Source organism: Bacteroides thetaiotaomicron VPI-5482, from assembly GCF_000011065.1.
GTDB lineage: Bacteria > Bacteroidota > Bacteroidia > Bacteroidales > Bacteroidaceae > Bacteroides > Bacteroides thetaiotaomicron.
The window spans coordinates 4,773,882-4,796,390 of the sequence record NC_004663.1 but is presented as its reverse complement, the minus strand read 5'-3'; the positions used below and the strand labels follow the sequence as shown (position 1 = coordinate 4,796,390).

Below are 22,509 nucleotides of genomic sequence, written 5' to 3'. Positions count from 1 at the left end.
AAAACTTGATACTTATTTATTGTTTTTTGCTGCAATAGCCTGATTAGCCGTAATAGCAATCATGCGATATACATCTTCGATAGAGCAACCACGAGACAAGTCATTCACCGGACGGGCGATACCCTGAAGGATCGGGCCGATAGCGTCGGCATGTCCCAGACGTTGTACCAGTTTATAAGAAATATTTCCTACTTCCAGACTCGGAACGATCAGCACGTTAGCCTCTCCCGCTACGGGTGAACCCGGAGCTTTGCTTGCGCCTACTTCAGGAACAAGAGCAGCATCAGCCTGCATTTCTCCGTCCAGATCAAGTGTAGGAGCCATTTCCTTAGCGATCTTGGTAGCTTCCACTACTTTATCCACTACTTCATGTTTAGCGGAACCTTTGGTAGAAAAGCTCAGCATAGCCACTTTCGGATTTTCAATACCGGCAACGGCTTTGGCAGTCTGTGCCGTACAAACAGCAATCTGTGCCAGTTGGTTAGGGTCCGGAACCGGAGTTACGGCAACGTCACCCATCACCAGAATACCATTCTTACCATACTCGGGAGCATGAGTCAAGAGTAACATAGCACCGGATACACAAGTGATGCCCGGAGCAGTCTTGATAATCTGTAAAGCCGGACGCAGTACATTGCCTGTTGTGTTGCGGGCACCTGCCAACTGACCGTCAGCATCACCGCTCTTAATCATTAAACAACCATAAAACAAAGGATCATTCGTCAATTGACGGGCTTCTTCAATAGTCATGCCTTTCTTCTTGCGAAGTTCGCACAGCAATTGTGCATACTCTTCGTGTTTCGGAGAAGTTTCAGGATCAATAATAGTAGCTTTGCTGATGTTACCCAGTCCCCATTTCACTGCAAGTTCGTTAATTTCAGCGGGTTTACCCAGTAAAATAAGGTCAGCAACTTCATCTGTCAAAATCTGATTGGCAGCTTTTAATGTGCGTTCTTCAGTTCCTTCCGGAAGAACAATACGTTGGCGGTCTGCTTTCGCACGAGCCACGATTTGGTTGATTAAATTAAGCATAGATATATTTGAATAATATTATAAACCTTGTTACGATTTGTAATTTGCGCTGCAAAAGTACTCAATTTTGCAATATCCACATTACAATTCCGGCTAATTTTATTCTCCAAGTCTAAAATATTATAATATTTAACACTGTACTTCTATTTTTTCTACCTTTGCAGTGTTTTCAAACAAATCAATAGGTAATTAGTGTATGATACGTCAGTGCGCCATTTTATTTGGCTGTTTGGCTTTGGGTGAATTAATCGTTTATTTAACAGGGATCAAGCTCCCCTCCAGCATTATCGGTATGCTGCTGCTCACCCTTTTTTTGAAATTAGGCTGGATCAAACTGCAGTGGGTGCAGGGATTGTCCGACTTTCTGGTAGCTAATCTGGGCTTCTTTTTCGTACCTCCCGGAGTAGCATTGATGTTGTACTTCGACGTTATTGCGGCAGAATTCTGGCCTATCGTCATCGCAACAATCGTTAGCACGGCTCTCGTGCTGGTCGTAACGGGATGGGTACACCAGATTGTCCGTAAATTCAGAGTGGCACGTCAGATTAAACTGGCGAGTAGCCTACGCTTATCAGACTTTCACTTGTCCGACAAGCTACATTTAAAAAACAAAACTAACTTAATGGATAAAGACAAATGAGCTTTTTAGAAAATAATTTCTTTCTGCTGGCTGTCACTTTCGGCGTTTTCTTCTTTGCCAAATTGCTTCAGAAGAAAACGGGGCTGGTACTGCTGAACCCGATCTTACTCACCATTGCCGTTCTGATTATCTTCCTTAAAATGGCCAATATCTCTTACGAGACTTACAATCAGGGAGGGCATCTCATCGAATTCTGGTTACGCCCGGCTGTGGTAGCTTTGGGAGTCCCTTTATATCTTCAGCTGGAAATGATTAAGAAACAGTTGCTGCCTATCCTCTTGTCTCAACTGGCAGGGTGCATCGTCGGAGTGATCTCTGTGGTATTAATCGCCAAGTTTATGGGAGCTTCACAAGAAGTCATTCTTTCATTGGCACCTAAATCCGTAACGACTCCGATTGCCATGGAAGTGACCAAGGCTATCGGAGGTATCCCGTCACTGACGGCAGCCGTTGTAGTAGCGGTAGGTTTACTGGGAGCCATCTGCGGATTTAAGACAATGAAAATCATGCACGTAGGCAGTCCGATAGCCCAAGGGCTTTCGATGGGAACAGCCGCCCACGCTGTCGGCACTTCCACTGCCATGGACATCAGCAGCAAATACGGGGCGTATGCCAGCCTGGGATTGACACTGAATGGAATATTCACCGCATTACTGACACCGACTATCCTGCGATTATTAGGTGTTTTGTAAAAACAAAATTCTTTCATTTTCCGTTATATAAAGAGTTAAACGCAAAAAGCATTTTATGATTCCATTTAAAGACATTACACTAGCTGATAGAGACACAATAACTGCATTCACCATGAAAAGTGACCGCCGAAACTGCGATCTTTCATTTTCCAACCTCTGTAGCTGGAGATTCTTGTACGATACTCAATTTGCAGTCATCGACGATTTTCTGGTATTCAAATTTTGGGCCGGCGAACAACTGGCATATATGATGCCTGTAGGAAACGGCGATCTGAAAGCTGTATTACGGAAATTAATCGAAGATGCGGATAAGGAGAAGCATAATTTCTGTATGTTGGGAGTTTGCAGCAATATGCGCGCCGACCTCGAAGCGATTTTACCCGAACGGTTCATTTTCACGGAAGACCGTGCCTATGCCGACTATATATATTTAAGGAGTGATCTGGCTACCTTAAAAGGAAAGAAATTTCAGGCAAAGAGAAATCATATCAACCGGTTCCGTAATACGTATCCCGATTACGAATATACACCGATTACGCCCGACCGTATTCAAGAATGTCTGGACCTGGAAGCCGAATGGTGCAAAGTGAACAACTGCGACCAGCAGGAAGGAACGGGAAATGAACGTCGTGCCCTCATTTATGCATTACATAATTTCGAAGCACTCGGTCTGACCGGAGGCATTCTCCACGTCAACGGGAAAATTGTAGCATTTACTTTCGGGATGCCTATCAACCATGAAACATTCGGGGTACATGTAGAAAAGGCAGATACCAGCATTGACGGTGCTTACGCCATGATTAATTACGAGTTTGCCAATCGCATTCCCGAACAGTATATCTATATCAACCGGGAAGAAGATTTAGGTATTGAAGGCTTACGCAAAGCAAAGCTGTCTTATCAACCGGTAACTATTCTCGAAAAGTATATGGCTTGTCTGAAAGACCATCCTATGGATATGGTCAGATGGTAATAATATATAAGGTATGACGACAAAAGAAAAGGTTAAGGCATTATGGCAGTTATGTTTCGACGACAATGAAGAGTTCGTTGAAATGTACTTTAGGCTGCGCTATAAAAACGAAATAAACATTGCTATCGAAAGTGGGGATGAGATTGTTTCCGCTCTTCAGATGATTCCTTATCCGATGACTTTCTGCGGAGATACCGTACAGACCTCTTACATTTCAGGAGCCTGCACTCATCCGGATTTTCGCGGAAACGGAGTGATGCGCGAATTACTCTCCCAAGCCTTTGCAAAGATGCTTCGTAACGGAACGTATTTCAGTACATTGATTCCTGCCGAACCTTGGTTATTCGACTATTACACCCGGATGGGATATGCTTCCGTATTCCAATATTCGGTTAAAGAGATTACCGTACCGGAATTTATTCCGTCTAAAGAAATAACAGTCACCTCTGAAATCGGATGTCAGAAAGAAGTTTACGAATATCTAAACAGCAAACTTTCCGGACGCACTTGCTGCATCCAGCACTCCTTTGAGGATTTTCAAGTAGTCATGGCGGACCTTATCCTCAGTGACGGAATTTTGGTTACTGCCAGATCAGAGAATCAAATCAATGGATTGGCTATTGTATACAGAAGAGATAAGCAATTAATTATCAGCGAGCTTTTTGCAGAAACCAAAGATGCCGAGCACAGTTTGTTGCACCATATCAAGCAATTTACTGGATGCAGGCACATGACTCAGTTGCTTCCTCCGGAGAAAGAACAGACGCAATATCCGTTGGGGATGGCGCGAATCATCAATGCCAAAGAAGTGCTGCAACTGTATGCCTCCGCTTTTCCTGAGGACGAAATGCAACTGGAAGTATCAGATAAACAATTGTCAGTAAATAATGGCTATTACTATCTGTGTAATGGCAAATGTATGTATAGCACCGAGCGTTTGCCCGGCGCACATATACCAATGAATATCAGTGAGCTGACAGGAAGAATATTTCAGGCACTACGACCTTATATGAGTTTAATGCTGAATAAGTGATTCCAGATAACGTACCCTTTCACAAGCTGCCAGCAGGAAAGCACCGACTCCGAAGTTTGAAGTAGAATTAGCATCTACGACTTGCCCCGGTATGGCTTTCTCGCCGATGGGTTGCACATAACCGATCTTTCCGTCGGGCTGTAAAGCAACTGTTGACAAATATTTCCATGCCTTCTCAACTACAGGTTGATAATGGGCGGAGTCAAGGAAACCGTTATTGACCCCCCATTGCAGACCGTACGTAAAGAATGCCGTACCACTTGTTTCGGGTCCCGGTGCATGCTGCGCATCGAGCATACTACGCGTCCAATACCCTTCAGGTTGCTGACAGGCCGCAACAGATTTTGCCAATGTACGGAAACGGTCTATATATTCCTGACGATACTTATCTGTTTCCGGAAGGTCTTTCAAGACTTTCGCCAGCCCCGCCAGTACCCAGCCATCACCACGTGCCCAGAAATCCTTTTTACCATTCACACTTTTGTGCTTGGGGTATACGTATTTTCCATCGCGATAGTAAAGTCCGGCTTCTTCATCATACATGATACTGTCTGCATAAGCGAGGTATTCATGCAGTTTCTCCAGGTAAAGTGGATTTTTTGTGATATTATATAGTTTGGTCATCACAGGCATTACCATATATAAACCATCCGCCCACCACCAATAATCATTGTTGGGTGTACTCATCTGATACTCCATCACCTCACGGGCACGGGCTATCTTATGTGTATCCGGTTCCAGATTATATAAATCGGCATACGTCTGAAAACAGATCTGATAATCGCCGAACAGTACATAATCATTGCTTTCGCCATAACTGTACTTCCAGTTGGCTTTATGATCCGATTTAGCGCCTTTCCACTCATTATGTTCCGCCCATCCTTTTGAGTATTCCAGGTATTCCGGTTTGTTGGTCAGGAAGTAAGCCTCCATGTTTCCGGTATGATAAGCGGCATTGTCCCAGAAAGAACGCCCGTGTTCCGGATGGTTTGTCTGCCAGTAGCCATTGACTTTATGAATAATGTCAACCACTTCTGCCGAAGATGAAACTTTCTTGGTTGTGCAACCGGCACACACCGCACAGCCTACCACCAGTGCGGAAAAAAGAGTTGCATACAATTTCTTCATATCTTTATTTTTTTGTATTCGTATTCGCTTCCAGTACATATATCATTTGAGGTTCAATCTCCGCCGTGCGTTCACCGTCGCCTTGACAAGTGTGCTGTACAAAGAGATTGAGTTTCCGCTGCTTCTTCCACAATTCCGTGTCATGGGACGGTTCCCAGGCATCTACGGAAAAATCCGTCAGGTCGGTGACTATCCACTTACCGTTGGCAACATCAGCAGTATGCGCCATTGAGACACGGCTGCCCCGCTCTTCGTCACGGAAAATATAGAAGATTTCTCCATCCTCTACCACAATACGCGGACGGGCAACAGGAATCATCTTAGTGCCTCCTCCCTTCAGTGTAAACGGAGTCTTGCGGTCTGTCACCTGACGATTATGCCATGTCTTCCCGTCATTCCAGACAATGCGATATTGAGGGACTTCACTGTCCGAACTCCTCCAATAAGTGGCAATATAAGGATTGCCACCAGCGTCTGCACTCATACTTGTCTGGTTTATCAATTCCGAGTTTTGTGGAATACGACAAGCATACTCTGCATTCGAAGCTGTAATCGGAAGTTTATATTGTTCACCATCCGACTTATACCAAGTCACTCCGTTATCAAAAGAACGCGCGTAGCAAAGATCATGGTTGGTCTCCACCTGCCAGGTTTCACGCCATACCCATGAGAGATGAATCGTACCTTTCTCGTCTACATATAGCTGCCAGTAAGCATTTCGTTTGTCTTCACCATCAATCAGGACATCCTGTACACGGGCCCATTTATGGTCTTTCAATGAATAACGGTTCATCACCAGATTTCCACGTCCGGAAGAACCGGAACGGTAGACAAACAACAAATCCCCGTCTGTCAGAGGGTAAAATTCCGGATAAGTAACATTTCCTTCGTCCACTCCGGTCATCGGCATTTTATCGCCCAGTTCCAAAGAACCGGGGGCGATACTGCGGCAGTAATTCAACTTATGTCCATGGTGGTCAAAAGAAACGTGCAGATACCCTTCTCCGTCCACCATTATACTGATGATATTGTGGGCATCTTTTACATTTCCACGATATTGAGTACGATGCAATGTCCATTGCTTCGAATTTAGTTTCCGTTTGCCCAACACAAGATAGCCATCGGCATCATAATAGCTGATATATTGCTCATCCCCATGCGTTACCAATGAATTATTGCGGAATATCGTTGTATTGACAGATGTACAACTATATCCTTTGGCAACTTCCACCAGTTTTTGCGAAAAGCACAAGGCAGAAACAGATAGTAATAAAAAAGTAAGCAGCAGTGTCCGTTTCATGATCTATTTTTTCTGTTTGTCAGATTTCTTGTATTTGTCAGATTTCTTCTGTTTGTCAAAGACGGTCAAATCCCACTTTTCATGCCATGGGATGGTAATAGCTCCGTCTTTTATCAATACAGGAAGCCATACATAGCGTGAATCTTCGAGGTCTTTCTTTTTCCAGCGGTCAAACATGGCAATATATGCATTCTTCTTTCCGATAACCGGTTGTACGTATGTACTCTGCGCATAGAAAGTCTTGTCTGCATCCGGACCCGTACAAGGATTACCTATCGTTTTCCATGTACCCATGATGGAATCCGCCACTGCGATTTCCGCTACATTCGGGTCCCAGCCGGTGCAGCCGGAACTTAACATATAATATTTGCCCTTATGCTTAAACACTGCCGGAGCTTCACGGGATTCTTTGATGAAATTGCGTGTAAAGCGTCCGCTTGGTTTCAGGTAATCGTCTGTCAGGAGACTGATATACATGGTTTCGTTATTTTCTGAAGAATAGAATTGGTAGGCACGTCCGTCATCATCGACAAAAACTGTCTGGTCACGGCTCATCGCATTATTCGGTCGGAAACTTCCCAAGTAAGTGAATGGTCCGTTTGGAAAATCAGAGACAGCTACACCCGCACACGCTTTGCTGTAATCGGCACTCTCTACATGTGCCCACATCACGAACTTACCTGTCTTTTTATTATAAATCACTTTCGGACGTTCCAAAACCTTCGACGGATGCAGGTCATGGTTCGGGTCCTCTTTGACTGCCGGAAGCACAATGCCCTCAAACTTCCAGTTCAGTAAATCTTTGGAAGAATAGCAGCCTACTCCCGTCACATCTGTACGATAACACTCCCATGTAGCCCAATCAGGCAAAATCGTTTTGCCCTTTTTATATTCTCCATACCAGTAGTAAGTACCGTCGTGGTAAAGAAGTCCCCCGCCATGCGCATTGATAGGGTTACCGTCCGTATCCTTCCACACTTCCCCGGGAATAATATAACTATTCTTCTGAGCTCGCATTTGTATTGGCAGTAACCCTATACAAACCACTACCAGTAATAACATTCTTACCATATATATTTCATTATTTTTGATGTTTCTCATTATTCTCTGCCGACATATCACCTCGCAGTGAAATCATTCGCTCACAAAGATAACCTATACCATAAAGAAAAGAGTTCAAATATCCGTCAAAAAAGGGATATAAAAAGACCATTCTTCGCAAAATGTATAATCTTCCGGAATTTTCCCCTTTCTCATAGAGAATATTTATTGCTGAAAGCAATAAATATGAAAAGTATATCCGCCGGCTTCTATATATACGATATTAATCAAAATTCCACCTATCCATCCATTTTATAAAGGGGACTCCTTTATCATCAAACTGAACAGGCAGCCAGATGTAGCGTGAATCCGCCAGGCTCTTCGGACGCCACATATCCGCCATAAAGAAAAATTGCCCTTTCTCCGGCAAAGGCAATATATAAGTACTTTGTCCTCCAAATGTCTTATCCGCATCTTCACCAACACAAGGGTTCGGCAGTTGCTTCCATTCGCCCAACATAGAATCAGCGGTTAGCAAACGGGCTTTATTAGGATCCCATCCCGTGCAGCCGGAAGTTATCATCCAATAAGTTCCCTCTTTCTTGAATATAGCAGGAGCCTCATTGTGTCCACCAGGGAAAATACGGATATATTTTCCTGTATGACTGAGATAATCATCGGCCAGTTCTGCAATCTGCAATGTCAGGTTATCTTCTGAGGAATAGATATGATAAGCCTTTCCGTCATCGTCCACAAATAAAGTCATATCACGGGACATTTGTCCGTCTTTCAGATCACGCTTTACGAACATACCTTTTGCAATAGCTTCATACCACTTCGGTGTCCACCATTCCTTATACTCTTCCGGATTCCACTTCATTTTCCGTTCTTTTCGGGTCATGTTCAAGGGGTAAGCTCCCGGATTGACCCTGCCGGAGCGAATGAAACGATAGGGACCGGCAGGAGAATCACTCACTGCAACGGCTGCACGCGCAGGTCCATAACCTTGTCCTTTCAGTTCTAAATGAAGCCACATGACAAATTTCCCGGTTTTCGCATTATAGATCACCTTGGGGCGTTCCATGATGCATCCTTTCTCAATGTCATGCCCTTCTTCCTCAGAGACAGCTAAGGCAATACCTTCAGATTTCCAGTTATACAGGTCTGTTGATGAATAGCAGTTGATTCCCTTCTCTGTGACAAAACCGGATGCAGGACGGTGTTCTCCAAACCAATAATATTTTCCTTCATGGAAAAGTATTCCGCCACCGTGCGCATTGATTACATTGCCATCCGTATCTCTCCAGACCTTTCCGGAAGCGATTCCCTTTTCTTTCTGATAGACTCTTACATAATCTATTTCATACTTCATCGGCAGGGCGGCCTCATCAATCGGGCCACCGTTAATTCCGCCAATGGCGAGATTCAGTAACAGGTATTGTGGTTTTGTAAAAGGATTGGTACCTTTACCGATACTTCCATTCCTTGTGCTGCTCAAAGGAATTTCATTTAGCAGTTCATCGTCCAAATATAGTTTGATAGCCTCTTCATCCCAGTCCATGCGCCAGATATGGAACTTAGATGCCCAATCGGGATCTTTGTCAGTGAAATGCGAATAAGGAGTAGCCTGACTGTCCCATTTTGCATGCCATTGACGGTCTGTTCCCCAAGCAGCATTGGCTAAGATATGTGGTGTTCCTTTAATCTGATAATATTCCATGATATCTATCTCACCACATGAAGGCCATTCCATATTACTTCCCAATGTCCAGATAGCAGGCCATGCTCCTTTTGCCACAGGAATACGAGCCTTTATCTCAAAACGCCCATACAGAAACTCTTTCTTTCCGGCAGTAGTTACTGAAGAAGAGGTATAGTCAATAAATTCTCTCTTCTTCCGCCAATCATTACTTCCGGATACATAAAGAGGATTTTTACGGTTCTGCTCTTTCCGGGCTTCTATTATCAACAGTCCATTTTTGCAAACTGCATTGTCGGATTGGTACCATTGAGCTTCTTCATTACGCGCATATCCTTGCTCAAAGTTCCATACAGAAGAGTTCAAAGGACCATCTGCATTAAATTCATCACTCCAAACAAGTTGCCAGTCGTCCTGGGCAAATATGCATAGTGAAAATGACAAGCCCATCATTAAATTTACAATCTTCTTTATCTTCATACTAATTTGTTTTTCTTTGGTATATCCAAACCTATTGAACTATTTATCCCTAATAAATAAAATGATTCATATTTACATCAGCAAAAATAAGACTTCAATAAAAAATAAAGGACTAGAAATCGTGCAATTAGGTCGAACTTTAGATCATATTCATTGAAATGACTCAATAATGAGCATCTTTGCACGATTTTATACCGAATAGAACACATCTGAAGTCATATAATCAAACGCAGGAGACAAGTTCAATCATCTCATCCCCTGCATTTACTACCTATATAAAAATACCTATCGATTACTTCGTCATTGTACCTCTCAGGCGATACCTCTTTCCACCGGACTCGTAATCGTAACAAAATGTAAATGTGCCATCCTCAAAACTAACGGTCCCGTTAGAAACCGGAAGATTCTTCCAGCCAGCCACTGTGAAAGTACCGTCCGGTTGACGTGTAAACGTCACACCGTTGTTATCAATTGAGTTGAAATAATCTTCAGATGTAATGTTTCCAGTTGGTGAAAGATCTGAATTCTGCGTAACATTAAAGAAACGAGCCTGATTTTTATTCACTGCCTTCAACGTACGCTGCATATTAACGGAAGAAGGAGTCAGTTCTTCATCATTGTCAGTCAACGTATATCTGATGGCTACCATCTGATAAATCCCTGAAAAGTCATTCGTTAAATTGAGATTCATTATGAGAACTGTATCCTTAGGTTGTTTCACGTAATCGGATACTGACTCAATTTTGAAAGTCAACGCATAAAGTTTATCACAATCCAATCCGGAAGTTTCGACAGTAAATGGCAACCGACTATATACATCGCCCGCTTTAATGGTCGTGCTCATTGACGGAAAACTGCAAAATTGATCACCCAACTTCTGATATTTTAATGGGGCATCCAACATATACTTATTATTGTACCATTCGATGGTAGCGTCATTGTGAGTCAAGACGACTTCCACATTCCGGTCGATATTCTGGCTACCTCCCGTAGCAACGGCAACATACGCATTTTGTGGACCATCGCCATACGCCACATCAAATTGCTGTACCACTTCATAGGCACCTACAATATAAACTTGTTTGTAGTATTGTTCACCATCCAAAGGGCTCTCTTTACTACAGGATGCAAATAATCCTACAAGTAGCCCCAACGTATAAATAGTTCTAATTAGTTTCATATTTCTTTTGATTATATAGGTTTATCTCCATTCCGGATTTTGCACGAGGTTTTTATTTTTATCCAACACACTCTTAGGTATAGGATAGAAATAGTGTTTGTACGAGAATGAACGCCGTGTCAATTTATCGTTCAAAATAGTTGTTGTGTAGAATTTCTGACGTTCATTGCTTCTTGCTTTGACGTTGCAACCGGAGATAGGACGATTGTATGCCTCCATAGCATCTCCCCAACGGCGCAAGTCGTGATAACGACGTCCTTCGCAAGCAAACTCTATTCTGCGTTCATGCTTAATCAGTTCACGGACCTTATTCCTGTCGGCAGCAACAGCCTCAGTAATTCCGGGCAGACCGGCACGATGACGAATCAGATTGAAATACTTCACAATATCAGCTGTATTATGTTCCACCGTCACTTGACTGCCGTTAGGCATCTCCAGCGTATAAGGTTCTTTCAACTCATTAATAGCCTCCACATAATTCAGCAATGTTTCCGCATACCGGAAAACCGGGAAATATTTAGCTTTGACCGTACCCTTTTTCATCTCATCTTCCAAATGTCTATATTTGACACAAGTATAGCCTGTACGATTATAATCTTCAGGATGATCCGGATTAGCGGAAGCATATCCGTCGGAATAATAAGTAACCTCAATATTCTTGTACTGATTCTCCGAAGAAGAAGTGCCTGGCCAGAATGAATGGCAAAAGCCTATCGTTGCATAAAAACGAGGTTCGCGATTGTTATACATTCTAGCAGTGCTCGCCAGAAGTGTAAAGCCAGAGAAAGTTTGGTTAGCGCCGCCAATTCTTTCAAAATTAACGCTGGCATCCGGATAAGGATAGTCCTGACTGGATTCATTGATATCTTGTCCGTCCACCATTTGGTAAGCATCAATCAAGTCCTGTACGAGATTCAAGCCACCCCATCCACCTAATTTGAAAGGTGCAGCAGCCACCAATGGGGCATCACCTGTCGGCATTTGACAGGAATAGATAAATTCAGGATTAATCATCACAGGAATTTCACCACTGAATGTATAAGTCAACGAACGGTAATGGTCGATACCGGCTGCTCCCTTTGGATAAGGCTCATAATAATCCGGATCTATCTCTTTGATAAATTCTTCATTAGTGGGCAGATCCTTGCTATCTATTTCTTTGGGAGTCCAATACAACTCAAATTTATTTGAATCAATAATGTATTTTGAATAAGCGGCAGACACTCCCCATTTCGAATTATCATTTTCCTGCGATATAAAGTTTGCGCCGTCACTTGTCCGCTGCCAGTCAGCATAAAACTTATTGCCGTTATACCACGGACTGGCTGCATACAATGTAATTCTTGACAAAGTAGCGTAAGCGGCCCATTGGGTAGGAAGCGTCACAACCGTTGAACTTTCTACTTCCAGTGGCAAGAACTGAATGGCCAGAGACATCCATTTACGGATTTCCAATACGCATTCATCGTATGTTCCTCGTTCCAGTGACATTTCGGCTACCGGCACATCCACATTAAAGGGCGTTTCCGGAACAATGGGCACAGGTCCGTACTGCAACATCAGCAGATAATAATAATATCCTACCAAAAAGTAGCATCGTCCCATCAACTCACGACGTTCAACGTCTGTCACATCGGGTACTTCATTGATTCTCGACAAGGCAGTGAGTGCCATACGAATACCCTGATAATATTTGGGATAGTTATTGTAATATCCGTCATAAGGAGTAATCTCGTCCAGCAAAAACTTCATGCCGTAGTGCTGGCTATCATTCCAGGACATGAAATTCTCATCAGAAGCAATTTGGAACGGTGTAGAAGAATTTGACCAAAGTTTGCCTTCATTGGGTATATATTGCGCTGCACCGTTAATATACTGATCCAGGAGTTCTTTGCGAGAGAATACGGAGTCAAGAAAAGTCATCTGGTCAATATATTCTTCGACATCCAGATAATCACCGCAAGATTGCAGCCCGATGGTTATACTACAAACCATCGACAGAAATAAAGTCTTTATAATATTTGTTTTCTTTTTCATAATAATCGTCCTTTAGAAAGTTAAGTTCAACTGTAAGGTGTACATCCTTTGCAAAGGATATTCCGCTCCATTACCAGAGGCTTGCGATGGATCAAAAAGCTTCACTTTATCCCACACATGTAGATTCTCGCCTATCAGACTGAGAGTAGCAGATTCCACACCGACACGACTCTTCAACCAATTATTCGTAAAACGGTAAGAGACATCTACATTTTTGAGGCGCAGATATTTACCGTCAGCTAACCAGAAGGTAGACTCCTGATTATTATTTTTATTTTCTCCATACGTTAGTCGCGGAAACTTAGCATTCGGATTCTCTGCCAATGCAGGATCAATGCCATTAACCTCAGCATATTCTCTTGGAATCCAACGATTTCTTGGATCAGCAACCATTTCGAGTAAGTTACCTCTTGATTCATTTAAGAAAGGATAGAATCCCCGACCACCTTGAAAATATTGTACTTTAGAGACTCCTTCAAACAAAATACTAACACGGAATGCCTTGTAGTTCCAATCAAGTGCAAAACCGTATTGTATAAACGGTACAGCAGAGTAGTTGAGAGGTACGACGTCATCTTTATCAATCTTACCGTCACCGTTCACATCCTTATACTTGATATCGCCCGGACGATAATTATCCATAAAGGTCTGTTTGGGACTACTTTTAATGTCATCCTCATCTTTAAATAATCCCAAAGCAATTAATCCGCGCTGTACTTTGTAAGGGACTCCGGAATTAGACTGATATGGATAATTCACCCCACTCTGTTCCCAGTAGATCACTTCGTTTTCAGCGTGAGTAAAGTTACCACGTACAGTAAGAGCCATATCCTTATTAAATGTATGAGTATAAGCTAGTGTACCATCCATACCCCACGACTTCATGCTTCCGATATTAGCATAAGGAAGTACATTGCTTAAACCACCCTCGTCCGGTATATTGGCACGCCTCTGGAAAATATCGGTTGTCTTCGTATGAAAGAAATCCACTGTCATGTCTACCTTATCATCAAAGAAACGGGCATCGATACCAAAGTTCGTTTTTGTACTGACTTCCCATTTTAAATTCATTGATCCGGTACGATTTTCGGCAAGTCCGGTTCCCCATGTACTGGAAACGTTACCTAAAGTAGTTAAATAAGGGAATCGAATATCATTACCATTCTCATCTTTCAGACGATCATTTCCTACCCGTCCCCAAGAAGCACGGAACTTCAGGAAGTTATTGAATGGGAGCAGATTTCTATACCAATCATATTGCGTAGGCACCCACCCCCCGGAAATAGAGGGGAACCAACCGTAGCGACGTTCTTTATTGAAATTTTCCGAACCGGTATAGCCAAGATTACCTTCTACAAGATAGGTATCTTTATAAGAATAGGTAGCGCGGAAGGAAAGTGCCTGATAACGTTTGGGAATGCTGACTAACACACCGTTTCCCCAATCCACATTGGTCAGTTCCTGGCGGTAAAAATGCGCCAACCCCGTCACACGGTGATCTTGATTAAACAAACGTTTATAGTTGGCGGCAGCTTCGAAATATAATTCCCGATTGGATGCTGATCCCTGTGTTGCTGTCATATCCTCCTTATTTACAGTACGCACAGTTTTCAAGCTACCATCCAAATAACGTCCATCTTTGGGATCGGCATAATATTGTTCGGGGTTCATATGTCTGTCGACTATGTGTGCACCATTCATAGAGAATGAGAACAAGCCACGTACTGACAATCCCTCTGTGATCATACCCAAATCCTGCGACAAGCCTACATTTATTTTGGTAGAATACGTCTCATTGGTAGTATATCCCATGTAATTCAGGCGTACATATGGTGATTTATCCTCCAGATTAGTGCCATAAGCAGGCAACTGACCATTAGAGTACCTCACAGGAACCACAGTAGGAGGTAAGTTCGCTTGCGATTCCCACAGGTATTTATTGCTTGAGCCTGTTCCTGGTGCGTTTTGTGTCTTGATTACTGCTTCCAAATTCAAACTCAACAAAGTTGTTTTTGTAAGGTCAGCATCAATATTTGTACGGAAATTATATTTATGATAGTTTACATTAACGTCATGTTTGCTTGCAGACTTATCCTGTTTAAATAGAGCTTCAGAGTTAAGGATACCCAAACTCATATAGTAGCGAGCACTTTGTCCACCACCGGAAATACTTAAATGGTGTTGATTGTTAATTACATGATCTTTCAAAATCACATCACGCCAATTCACATTCGGATATAAATCCGGGTCAAGACCTGTTTTGAATAATTCTAGTTCAGTAGCAGAATATACCGGGTCGTCTCCACGAACGGAGCGCGCTTCATTCGCCAATGTTGCATATTGATAAGCATCAGCATATTCCGGCATACGGGGTGAATAAGAATAAGTAGCATTAGTTTTGAAATTGACATGCAACTTTCCGGCTTTTCCTCGCTTCGTAGTAACTACAACTACACCATTGGCACCGCGAGTTCCATAAACGGCTGTTGCCGATGCATCTTTCAGAATACTAAAACTTTCGATATCAGCAGGATCAAGATCGTTGATATTTCCTTCGATTCCGTCTATCAACACCAATGCACTAGAACTGGCGCCAAACGTACTCATACCACGAATCCAGAACTCCGAGAAGTTGTTACCAGGTTCGCCACTTCGGGTCACGGCAATAATGCCCGGCACGCGTCCACCCAACATGTTACTCACCGATACCGCAGGAGCTTGAATCCCTGCCGGGTCTACATTGGTGATAGCGCCTACTACAGAAACCTTTCTCTGAGTATCACGCCCCACTACCACAACCTCATCAAACTCATTGACCGCCTCCTTCAAAGCAATCTTCTCTTTCAGTTTCGTAGCAGTATATTTAATTTCCCGAGTTTCATAACCTATATAAGAAAATACGAGTGTACTTCCGGCAGGAACACCTGTTATCTTAAACCGTCCGTCAAAATCGGTAACAACTCCTACACCCTGTTTTCCTTTTATCTGAACAGACACTCCGATGAGTTCCTGTCCTTGCTCGTCCAAGACGATACCCGCAACATCTATTCCGCCTTGGGCGAACATAGTTGCTGACATGAATACCCAAAATAGTACTAAAATACTTCGTTTCATATTTATGTTTTTCTTAGTGATTATTCTACTGCATACTTCCTAATAGCTTTTCCCCAGGCTTCAGCTATCCAATAGCCACCTTCACCATCGTAACAAATATCATAAGGATAGTTAAAGGTAGCTTCCAGCGGTGTGCCATCTATCTGACTTGCTACATCTACCTGACCAGCTACAGTAGATACATAGCCATCAAGAATATCCAACTTGCGCAAGCAGTACCCCTTAAATCCATCAACAATATAAAAGTTTCCATCTTCGTCCACTGTCATTCCGTTGGGTTGGGCAAACAAAGCTTCTTCCCGAAGACCATCTTGCACTGTCTTTTGGGTAGCCGACCCACAGAACCATTCACATTCTCCATCAGGAGTAATCTTGTAAACTGAAGACAGATTCTGGTCAGACATGTAGAAATTGCTATCTACAAAATAATAAATAAGATAAGGGCCAGGATTTGTGCCAAGAGATCCTGAGAGTTCCAGTTGCTTTATTAATGTTACCTCTTGTGTCTTCACATTGAAGCGACCGAAATTCTTGTTAGAATCAACAAAATAGAGCCATTCTTCTGTCTCATCCAATGCAACAGCACCAATTTTACCACTAAAAGTAGAACCAAGCTGTCCGATACGTGTAGGTGCCCAACCACTTGCTTTCATATAGACATATACTGTATGAGTCCCTTCCCAACCAATACTATACACTCTTTGTTTGTCTTTGGTAACAGCAGGCTTTCCACCTTTAAAACCCGGATGAACGGTAGTCACCTTGTTATCATCCACCGAAATCAAACGGACACGAGGATCATCTCTTTGATAAGCAAGTACCGTATTATTTCCTACGGCTGCAATTCCCCACATGTACTTGAACTTTGCAGATGCAAGGTCACCATCATCATTCCCATCTTTTGAAGCCGAACCAGAGATGGTAGAAACATTCTGGGCCTGTTCATACTTAAATGTGCCATCTGTAGTCACTTCCTTCCCATCAACAATTACCTTGATACGGTTTCCACCCGGCAATTGTCTGGGTGCAAGACAATAAAGGGTATTATTATCGATACCTATTACTGTAGATAAGCGTTCTGCTGCCTCGTCCACAAAATAAACTTTCACCTTTGATTTGTCTGTACCAAAGTTAGAACCTTTAACGATAACCTTTTCCCGTAGCTTGCCCTCTACCGGCATAAAGCTCTCCACTGTAACGGGCTGATTCGGATCATAAGTCGCCCCAGTGGTTTTGTTGTCATCGCTATCTTTACAGCTTCCTATTAAAAAGAGAAGTGCTAGCACTAAAGAATAGAAAATGCAATTTCTCATAGCAAAAATATTTAAGATATTAGTAAATAAAAAATTAACCGTTCATTAATTGATTTATGATTTCAACGACCAATTAACAAGTGCAAATGTAAGTTAAGTCACTCCAGATGAGGTCCAATATGAGTTATCTGAGGTCGAATTATAGATATTCCTCCTTTTTAAACTATAATTCGACCAAGGAATAAGGATAATCTGATCTGTAAAATAAAAACCACATATAACATAACATCAATAAAACAATAATTTGTTATATGGTAAACCGTTAATGAAATCAGTTCACTCCTTGCAGGTTATCGCTCACATTCTTAAGTCCTTAGCTACGAACAATTAAGTTTTTTGTTAGTCATATTAGTTCGTGCCACTATAGTGGTACGCAAGATGCACTATAGTTCCCTTTACGCACCACTATAGTAGAACGAAAAGATAACTATAGTGGAACGAATTAGCTAATGGGGCAAAAAATATTAATACTACAAAGAAAACTGATTAAATATTCGAAGAGTATAGCTTATTGCCATACTAAACTTAACTATAACTCTGCTATCCTCAGAATATGGTTTGTTACACCCTACAATGCACTATTTTACAAATATGCATATCAAAATAATTATTGGTAAATAGGTTACCCCTATCTATGCCTATACATTTTGAATAAACCGCTCAATATATTCAGACGGTAACATATCAAATTCTTTTTTGAAACAAGAACTAAAGTATTTAGGATCATTGAAACCAACTGCATAAGCAAGTTCAGAAACACGAACATTAGTGCCTTTTTCCTCCATTATCCTACAAGCTGCTTTCAAACGGACATTTCGAATAAAAGAAGAAGTATTCAAACCTGCCAAAGATTTCAATTTCTTATATAACGTAGATTTACTTGTACGCATTTCATCTGCAAATTGCGCCTGGTCAAAATTAGGGTCTTCCAAGTGATTATTTACACAATGGATAGCACGTTGAATAAAGTCTTCATCCAAACTTGTGTAATTCAGGTCTTTCACCTCAAAAACTATTTGATTTTTAAAGTCACGCGCCATTCGTTCCTTATATTTCAGCAGATTACGAATACGTGCATGAAGAACTGTCAGATTAAAGGGCTTGCTAATGAACGCATCTGCACCAATTTCATAAGCTTCTGCTCTGTCCTCTTCCTTATTTTTGGCAGTCAGCAGAATCATCGGTATATGACTCATCTCCAGATGCCCTTTCACATACTTGCAGAACTCAATACCATCCATCTCAGGCATCATTACGTCAGACACAATCAAATCAACATCCTCTTTTTCTAATACTGCAATGCCTTCTTTCCCATTCTGGGCCGTAAAGACATTGTATTCACGACTCAATAACTTTGTCATCAGGTGTAGTAATTCCCCATTATCTTCCACTAATAATATAGTGTTAGCCTTTATAGTCACTTCCTGAGTTTCTACATCGGCATCCTCCTGTGTATCCTCGTAATTTACAGGATTTTGCATTAAAGAGATAGCCTCATCATCAATTTGCTCTTCATCATAATAAGAACGCTCAATAGGAATCCGTACCATAAATTCGGTACCATGATCCACTTCGCTTTCGACCGAGATGGTTCCTCCATGTAACTCTACCAAATCTTTAGTCAGCGAAAGTCCAATTCCTGTGCCAATAGTATTGAACTTACGATAGTCACCTTCATAAAATCGTTTAAAAAGATTTTTCTGTTTCTCTTTTGAAATGCCTTTCCCGTTATCTTTAATCTTCAACAGGATAAAATCCTTATCTGTCTCATCATAAGATAAGGAGACTTGAATAAATCCATCCTCTTTATTGTATTTAGCTGCATTAGATAACAAATTATACAGAATCTTATCCAACTTATCCATGTCAAAGTAGCCTATCATTGATTCAGGATCACAAAGAAATGAAAAGTGTATCTTACGTTTCTTTACTAAAGGCTGGAAACTCTCAGCCGCATTCTTCACAAAGGCAGCAATATCTCCCGGCGAAACCCGTAACTTCAGATTACCTGTTTCCGCTTTTCGAAATTCAAGAATCTGTTGCAGTAAACGTATTAATCGCTGTATATTGCTATTCATTACAGTATACAAATCATTATGGCTGGGCGCCTGTGTCTTCAGCTCATCAACTGTAGCCGAAATAATGGTCAACGGAGTTAATAGTTCATGTGTGATATTAGTAAAGAACTGCAATTTCGCATGATTCAGTTCTTCCGCTTTTGCTTTTTCTATTTCACGCAGACGCAAGGCATTCCGAAGCAATATACGATTCTTTGCTGTACGGTAAATCGAAACTCCTATAACTGATACTATTATCACATAGAGCAGATATGCCCACCAGGTAGCCCAGAACGGAGGAAGGACTACCACTGTCAATTCACGTACATAGCCACTCCATTCTCCGTTCTCATTGGTTGCTTTCAACTGAAAAGTATATGTCCCGCTCGGCAGATTGTTATAATAAGCAAAGCGGCGGTCTGCATCCGTATACTGCCAATCCCTGTCAAAGTTCTGTAGCCGGTAAGCATATCTGTTTAGTTCGGGATTCTTATAGGTAAGGGCGGCAAATTCAATACTAAAATTATTGTATTTATGAGGAAGTTCAATCTTACTGGTATAGGTAGGCATTACCGGCGAAATCTTCTGCTGCAGTTCAACCGGCAAGTTACTGAAAGAATGATTGAATATTTTAATATCTGTTATCAGGAAATTGGTTTCCTGAGAGGGTATTTCCATTTTATCAGGAAAAAAACTGTTGTAACCCTTATGTCCTCCAAAAAACAATTCTCCATTTCGACTACACGATGAATTGACTATAAAATTATCCTGCAACCCATCAGCAGAAGTATAGATACGGGTCGAGAAATCATTTCCAACAGCAGCTACATAAAGTTTCACTAGTCCGGAAATCGTTCCCAGCCATAAATTACCACTTTTATCTTCTTCTATGCTAACGATAACGTCTCCCGGAATACTATATGCACGCGTTTTTTCCTCAAATTCTCCTTTGTTACGATTATAAAGGTATAATCCTCCTCCCTCAGTCCCTGCCCACAATCGACCAAAACGATCAAGATGTATACAGAGAACTGCATTTGTGATTAGCTTACGATTATGAAAACTATAATTCTCATATTTCAATGTGGAAGGTTGACGGACATCCCCCGTTATATGAATCACACCCAAATTAGAAGTTGCCAGCCAGACACTGCTATCCATATCCTTTATGATATCTCTTACATATATCCAGCCTGCCGACAAACTATCATTAAAGTTCATCGTTTCAAAGCGATAGTCTGTACCGTCAGCCAATCTGACCCCTATTCCTCCTCGCGTGCCAACCCAGCAATTCCCTTCATAATCTTCATATAAAGCCGACACACAATCAGAAGTAAGGAAACCGCTATTCTTTGTAGTCAAGTGTTTTACCTTTTCACCTTTCCGATATACGTAGATTCCTCCATTATACATACCAAACCAGATTTCACCACTCTTCTTACGCTGGGTAACTGCGAAAAGGGATGGCAAATCTTTTAACCCCGAAAATTCCGGTATGTGCGAATACATCTTTAGCTTTCCTGTTTCATACTCTCTACAGGCCAGTCCATAAGTTCCTACTCCAATCCATAGGTTTTGATCTGAATCAGCAAATAAGGTACGAACGGAAGTTACCGGAATATCTTCATCTCCAAAGTTAAGTGTATATAAAGCAAATGTAGATTGACGTGTATCAGCCATCAGAACTCCTCCCCCAATAGCCCCTATCCACATATTCCTCTGAGCATCACGCATAATCGAGTTAACCTCGTCAGAAGGAATACGATAATCTGTTTTTCCCGATTTATAATTAATAAATGCGTCCGGTTCATCAAGTTTTAAGATACTCAACCCACTACGTGTACCAACCCACAGGGTATGAGTATTGATATCTTCTGCTATATCATATACTATATTATCAGACAAACTGGAATCATCACCGTTCTCATGCAGAAAACGCTGATAAGACACACGTTGCATATCTTTAGGATTCTGCAATTTAAAAAGACCATATCCCCAACTCCCTACCCAAATATCTTTATTACTATCTTCATAAATTACATGAGAAGAATATTGGTCATTGATTTTCGGATATATTTCCACTTTATCTGTGGATGGAGAATAACGAAATAAGCCTTGTGCCCAAGTTCCAATCCAGAGATCGCCATCTGAATCTTCTAATAATGATTTTATGGTAACATACCGCAGTCTACTATCTCCAAAGTCATCTCCACAAACTACAAAAGTATCTTTCTCTGCAACATAACGACATAAACCGTTATCCGTCCCCACCCAAACAGTATTATCGCGAGTCACACACAGAGCAGACACTACATTGTTAGAAAGATATGGTGCCTTATACTTTTTTATTTCTCCGGTTCTTTTATCCATCACGTTCAGTCCTTCCGATGTACCAATCCAAAGATGATTATTATTATCATCAACCAAACAAGTGATGCTATTGGTAGTCAATAAATCCGGAGAGTAAAGATTGGATTTGTAAAGAGTGGTCTCATAGCCATTATACTGGCAAAGTCCATTACGAGTAGCGAACCAGATAAATCCATCTTTATCTTGATACACTTTTTGTACTTCATTTGTCGGCAAGGAATATGGTGCAGAAAGTTGCTTAAATTTGAGGTTGTAGATGACATCCTCTGTTGCCAATAGTAAAGCAGACTTCAAAAGCAAAAACAGAATCAAAAAACTCAGCTTATAATAAAGGATAACGATTCGCGCGTTTTTCATATGGTCATATTTTGTTCGTTAAATACAATATAATAATTGACAACTATACATACGACCAAAATT

The 22,509-nt window shown here is 41.6% G+C and carries 14 protein-coding genes; 4 read left to right on the top strand and 10 right to left on the bottom strand.

Going from position 1 to position 22,509, the window contains the following annotated elements; translation table 11 throughout:
* Positions 1-12: 12 nt before the first annotated feature.
* Positions 13-1,032 (bottom strand): phosphate acetyltransferase, encoded by a 1,020-nt coding sequence (gene pta, locus BT_RS18615; protein ID WP_008762631.1) that lies wholly within the window; start codon positions 1,030-1,032, stop codon positions 13-15.
* 196 nt (positions 1,033-1,228) lie between these two features.
* Here pta and BT_RS18610 point away from each other — a divergent pair, with 196 nt between their 5' ends.
* The 4 genes from BT_RS18610 to BT_RS18595 are packed head-to-tail and all read left to right on the top strand — an operon-like array spanning position 1,229 to position 4,370.
* Positions 1,229-1,672, top strand: coding sequence for a CidA/LrgA family protein (locus BT_RS18610; protein WP_011108934.1), 444 nt, complete (start codon positions 1,229-1,231; stop codon positions 1,670-1,672).
* Entirely contained in the window at positions 1,669-2,364 is a 696-nt protein-coding gene (locus BT_RS18605; protein WP_008762629.1) for an LrgB family protein, read from the top strand. The genes BT_RS18610 and BT_RS18605 overlap by 4 nt, the downstream gene beginning before the upstream one ends.
* A gap of 55 nt (positions 2,365-2,419) precedes the next feature.
* Positions 2,420-3,337 (top strand): DUF2156 domain-containing protein, encoded by a 918-nt coding sequence (locus BT_RS18600; RefSeq protein ID WP_011108933.1) that lies wholly within the window; start codon positions 2,420-2,422, stop codon positions 3,335-3,337.
* Positions 3,338-3,350: 13 nt separating this feature from the next.
* A complete protein-coding gene (locus BT_RS18595; protein ID WP_011108932.1) occupies positions 3,351-4,370 on the top strand; it encodes a GNAT family N-acetyltransferase in 1,020 nt (339 codons plus the stop codon).
* Here the strand turns inward: BT_RS18595 and BT_RS18590 are convergent.
* The 9 genes from BT_RS18590 to BT_RS18550 all read right to left on the bottom strand — a co-directional run bounded on the left by BT_RS18590 (position 4,353) and on the right by BT_RS18550 (position 22,446).
* Positions 4,353-5,498, bottom strand: coding sequence for a glycoside hydrolase family 88/105 protein (locus tag BT_RS18590; protein ID WP_008767015.1), 1,146 nt, complete (start codon positions 5,496-5,498; stop codon positions 4,353-4,355). The two genes, BT_RS18595 and BT_RS18590, sit on opposite strands and share 18 nt — an antisense overlap.
* Before the next feature lie 4 nt (positions 5,499-5,502).
* Positions 5,503-6,798 carry a BNR repeat-containing protein gene (locus tag BT_RS18585; protein WP_008767016.1) on the bottom strand — a complete coding sequence of 432 codons (1,296 nt, stop codon included), beginning with the start codon at positions 6,796-6,798 and terminating at the stop codon, positions 5,503-5,505.
* A gap of 3 nt (positions 6,799-6,801) precedes the next feature.
* Positions 6,802-7,869 (bottom strand): glycoside hydrolase family 43 protein, encoded by a 1,068-nt coding sequence (locus BT_RS18580; protein ID WP_008767017.1) that lies wholly within the window; start codon positions 7,867-7,869, stop codon positions 6,802-6,804.
* A gap of 253 nt (positions 7,870-8,122) precedes the next feature.
* A complete protein-coding gene (locus tag BT_RS18575; RefSeq protein WP_008767018.1) occupies positions 8,123-10,018 on the bottom strand; it encodes a family 43 glycosylhydrolase in 1,896 nt (631 codons plus the stop codon).
* 292 nt (positions 10,019-10,310) lie between these two features.
* On the bottom strand, positions 10,311-11,198 hold the full coding sequence (locus tag BT_RS18570; protein ID WP_008767019.1) for a BT_3044 domain-containing protein: 888 nt from the start codon (positions 11,196-11,198) through the stop codon (positions 10,311-10,313).
* A gap of 21 nt (positions 11,199-11,219) precedes the next feature.
* Positions 11,220-13,235 (bottom strand): RagB/SusD family nutrient uptake outer membrane protein, encoded by a 2,016-nt coding sequence (locus tag BT_RS18565; RefSeq protein ID WP_008767020.1) that lies wholly within the window; start codon positions 13,233-13,235, stop codon positions 11,220-11,222.
* A gap of 12 nt (positions 13,236-13,247) precedes the next feature.
* Positions 13,248-16,349, bottom strand: coding sequence for a SusC/RagA family TonB-linked outer membrane protein (locus BT_RS18560; RefSeq protein WP_011108929.1), 3,102 nt, complete (start codon positions 16,347-16,349; stop codon positions 13,248-13,250).
* A 20-nt stretch (positions 16,350-16,369) separates the two neighbouring features.
* Entirely contained in the window at positions 16,370-17,662 is a 1,293-nt protein-coding gene (locus tag BT_RS18555; protein WP_008767022.1) for an IPT/TIG domain-containing protein, read from the bottom strand.
* 638 nt (positions 17,663-18,300) lie between these two features.
* Positions 18,301-22,446 carry a hybrid sensor histidine kinase/response regulator transcription factor gene (locus tag BT_RS18550; protein ID WP_008767023.1) on the bottom strand — a complete coding sequence of 1,382 codons (4,146 nt, stop codon included), beginning with the start codon at positions 22,444-22,446 and terminating at the stop codon, positions 18,301-18,303.
* Between the last annotated feature and the right edge of the window lie 63 nt (positions 22,447-22,509).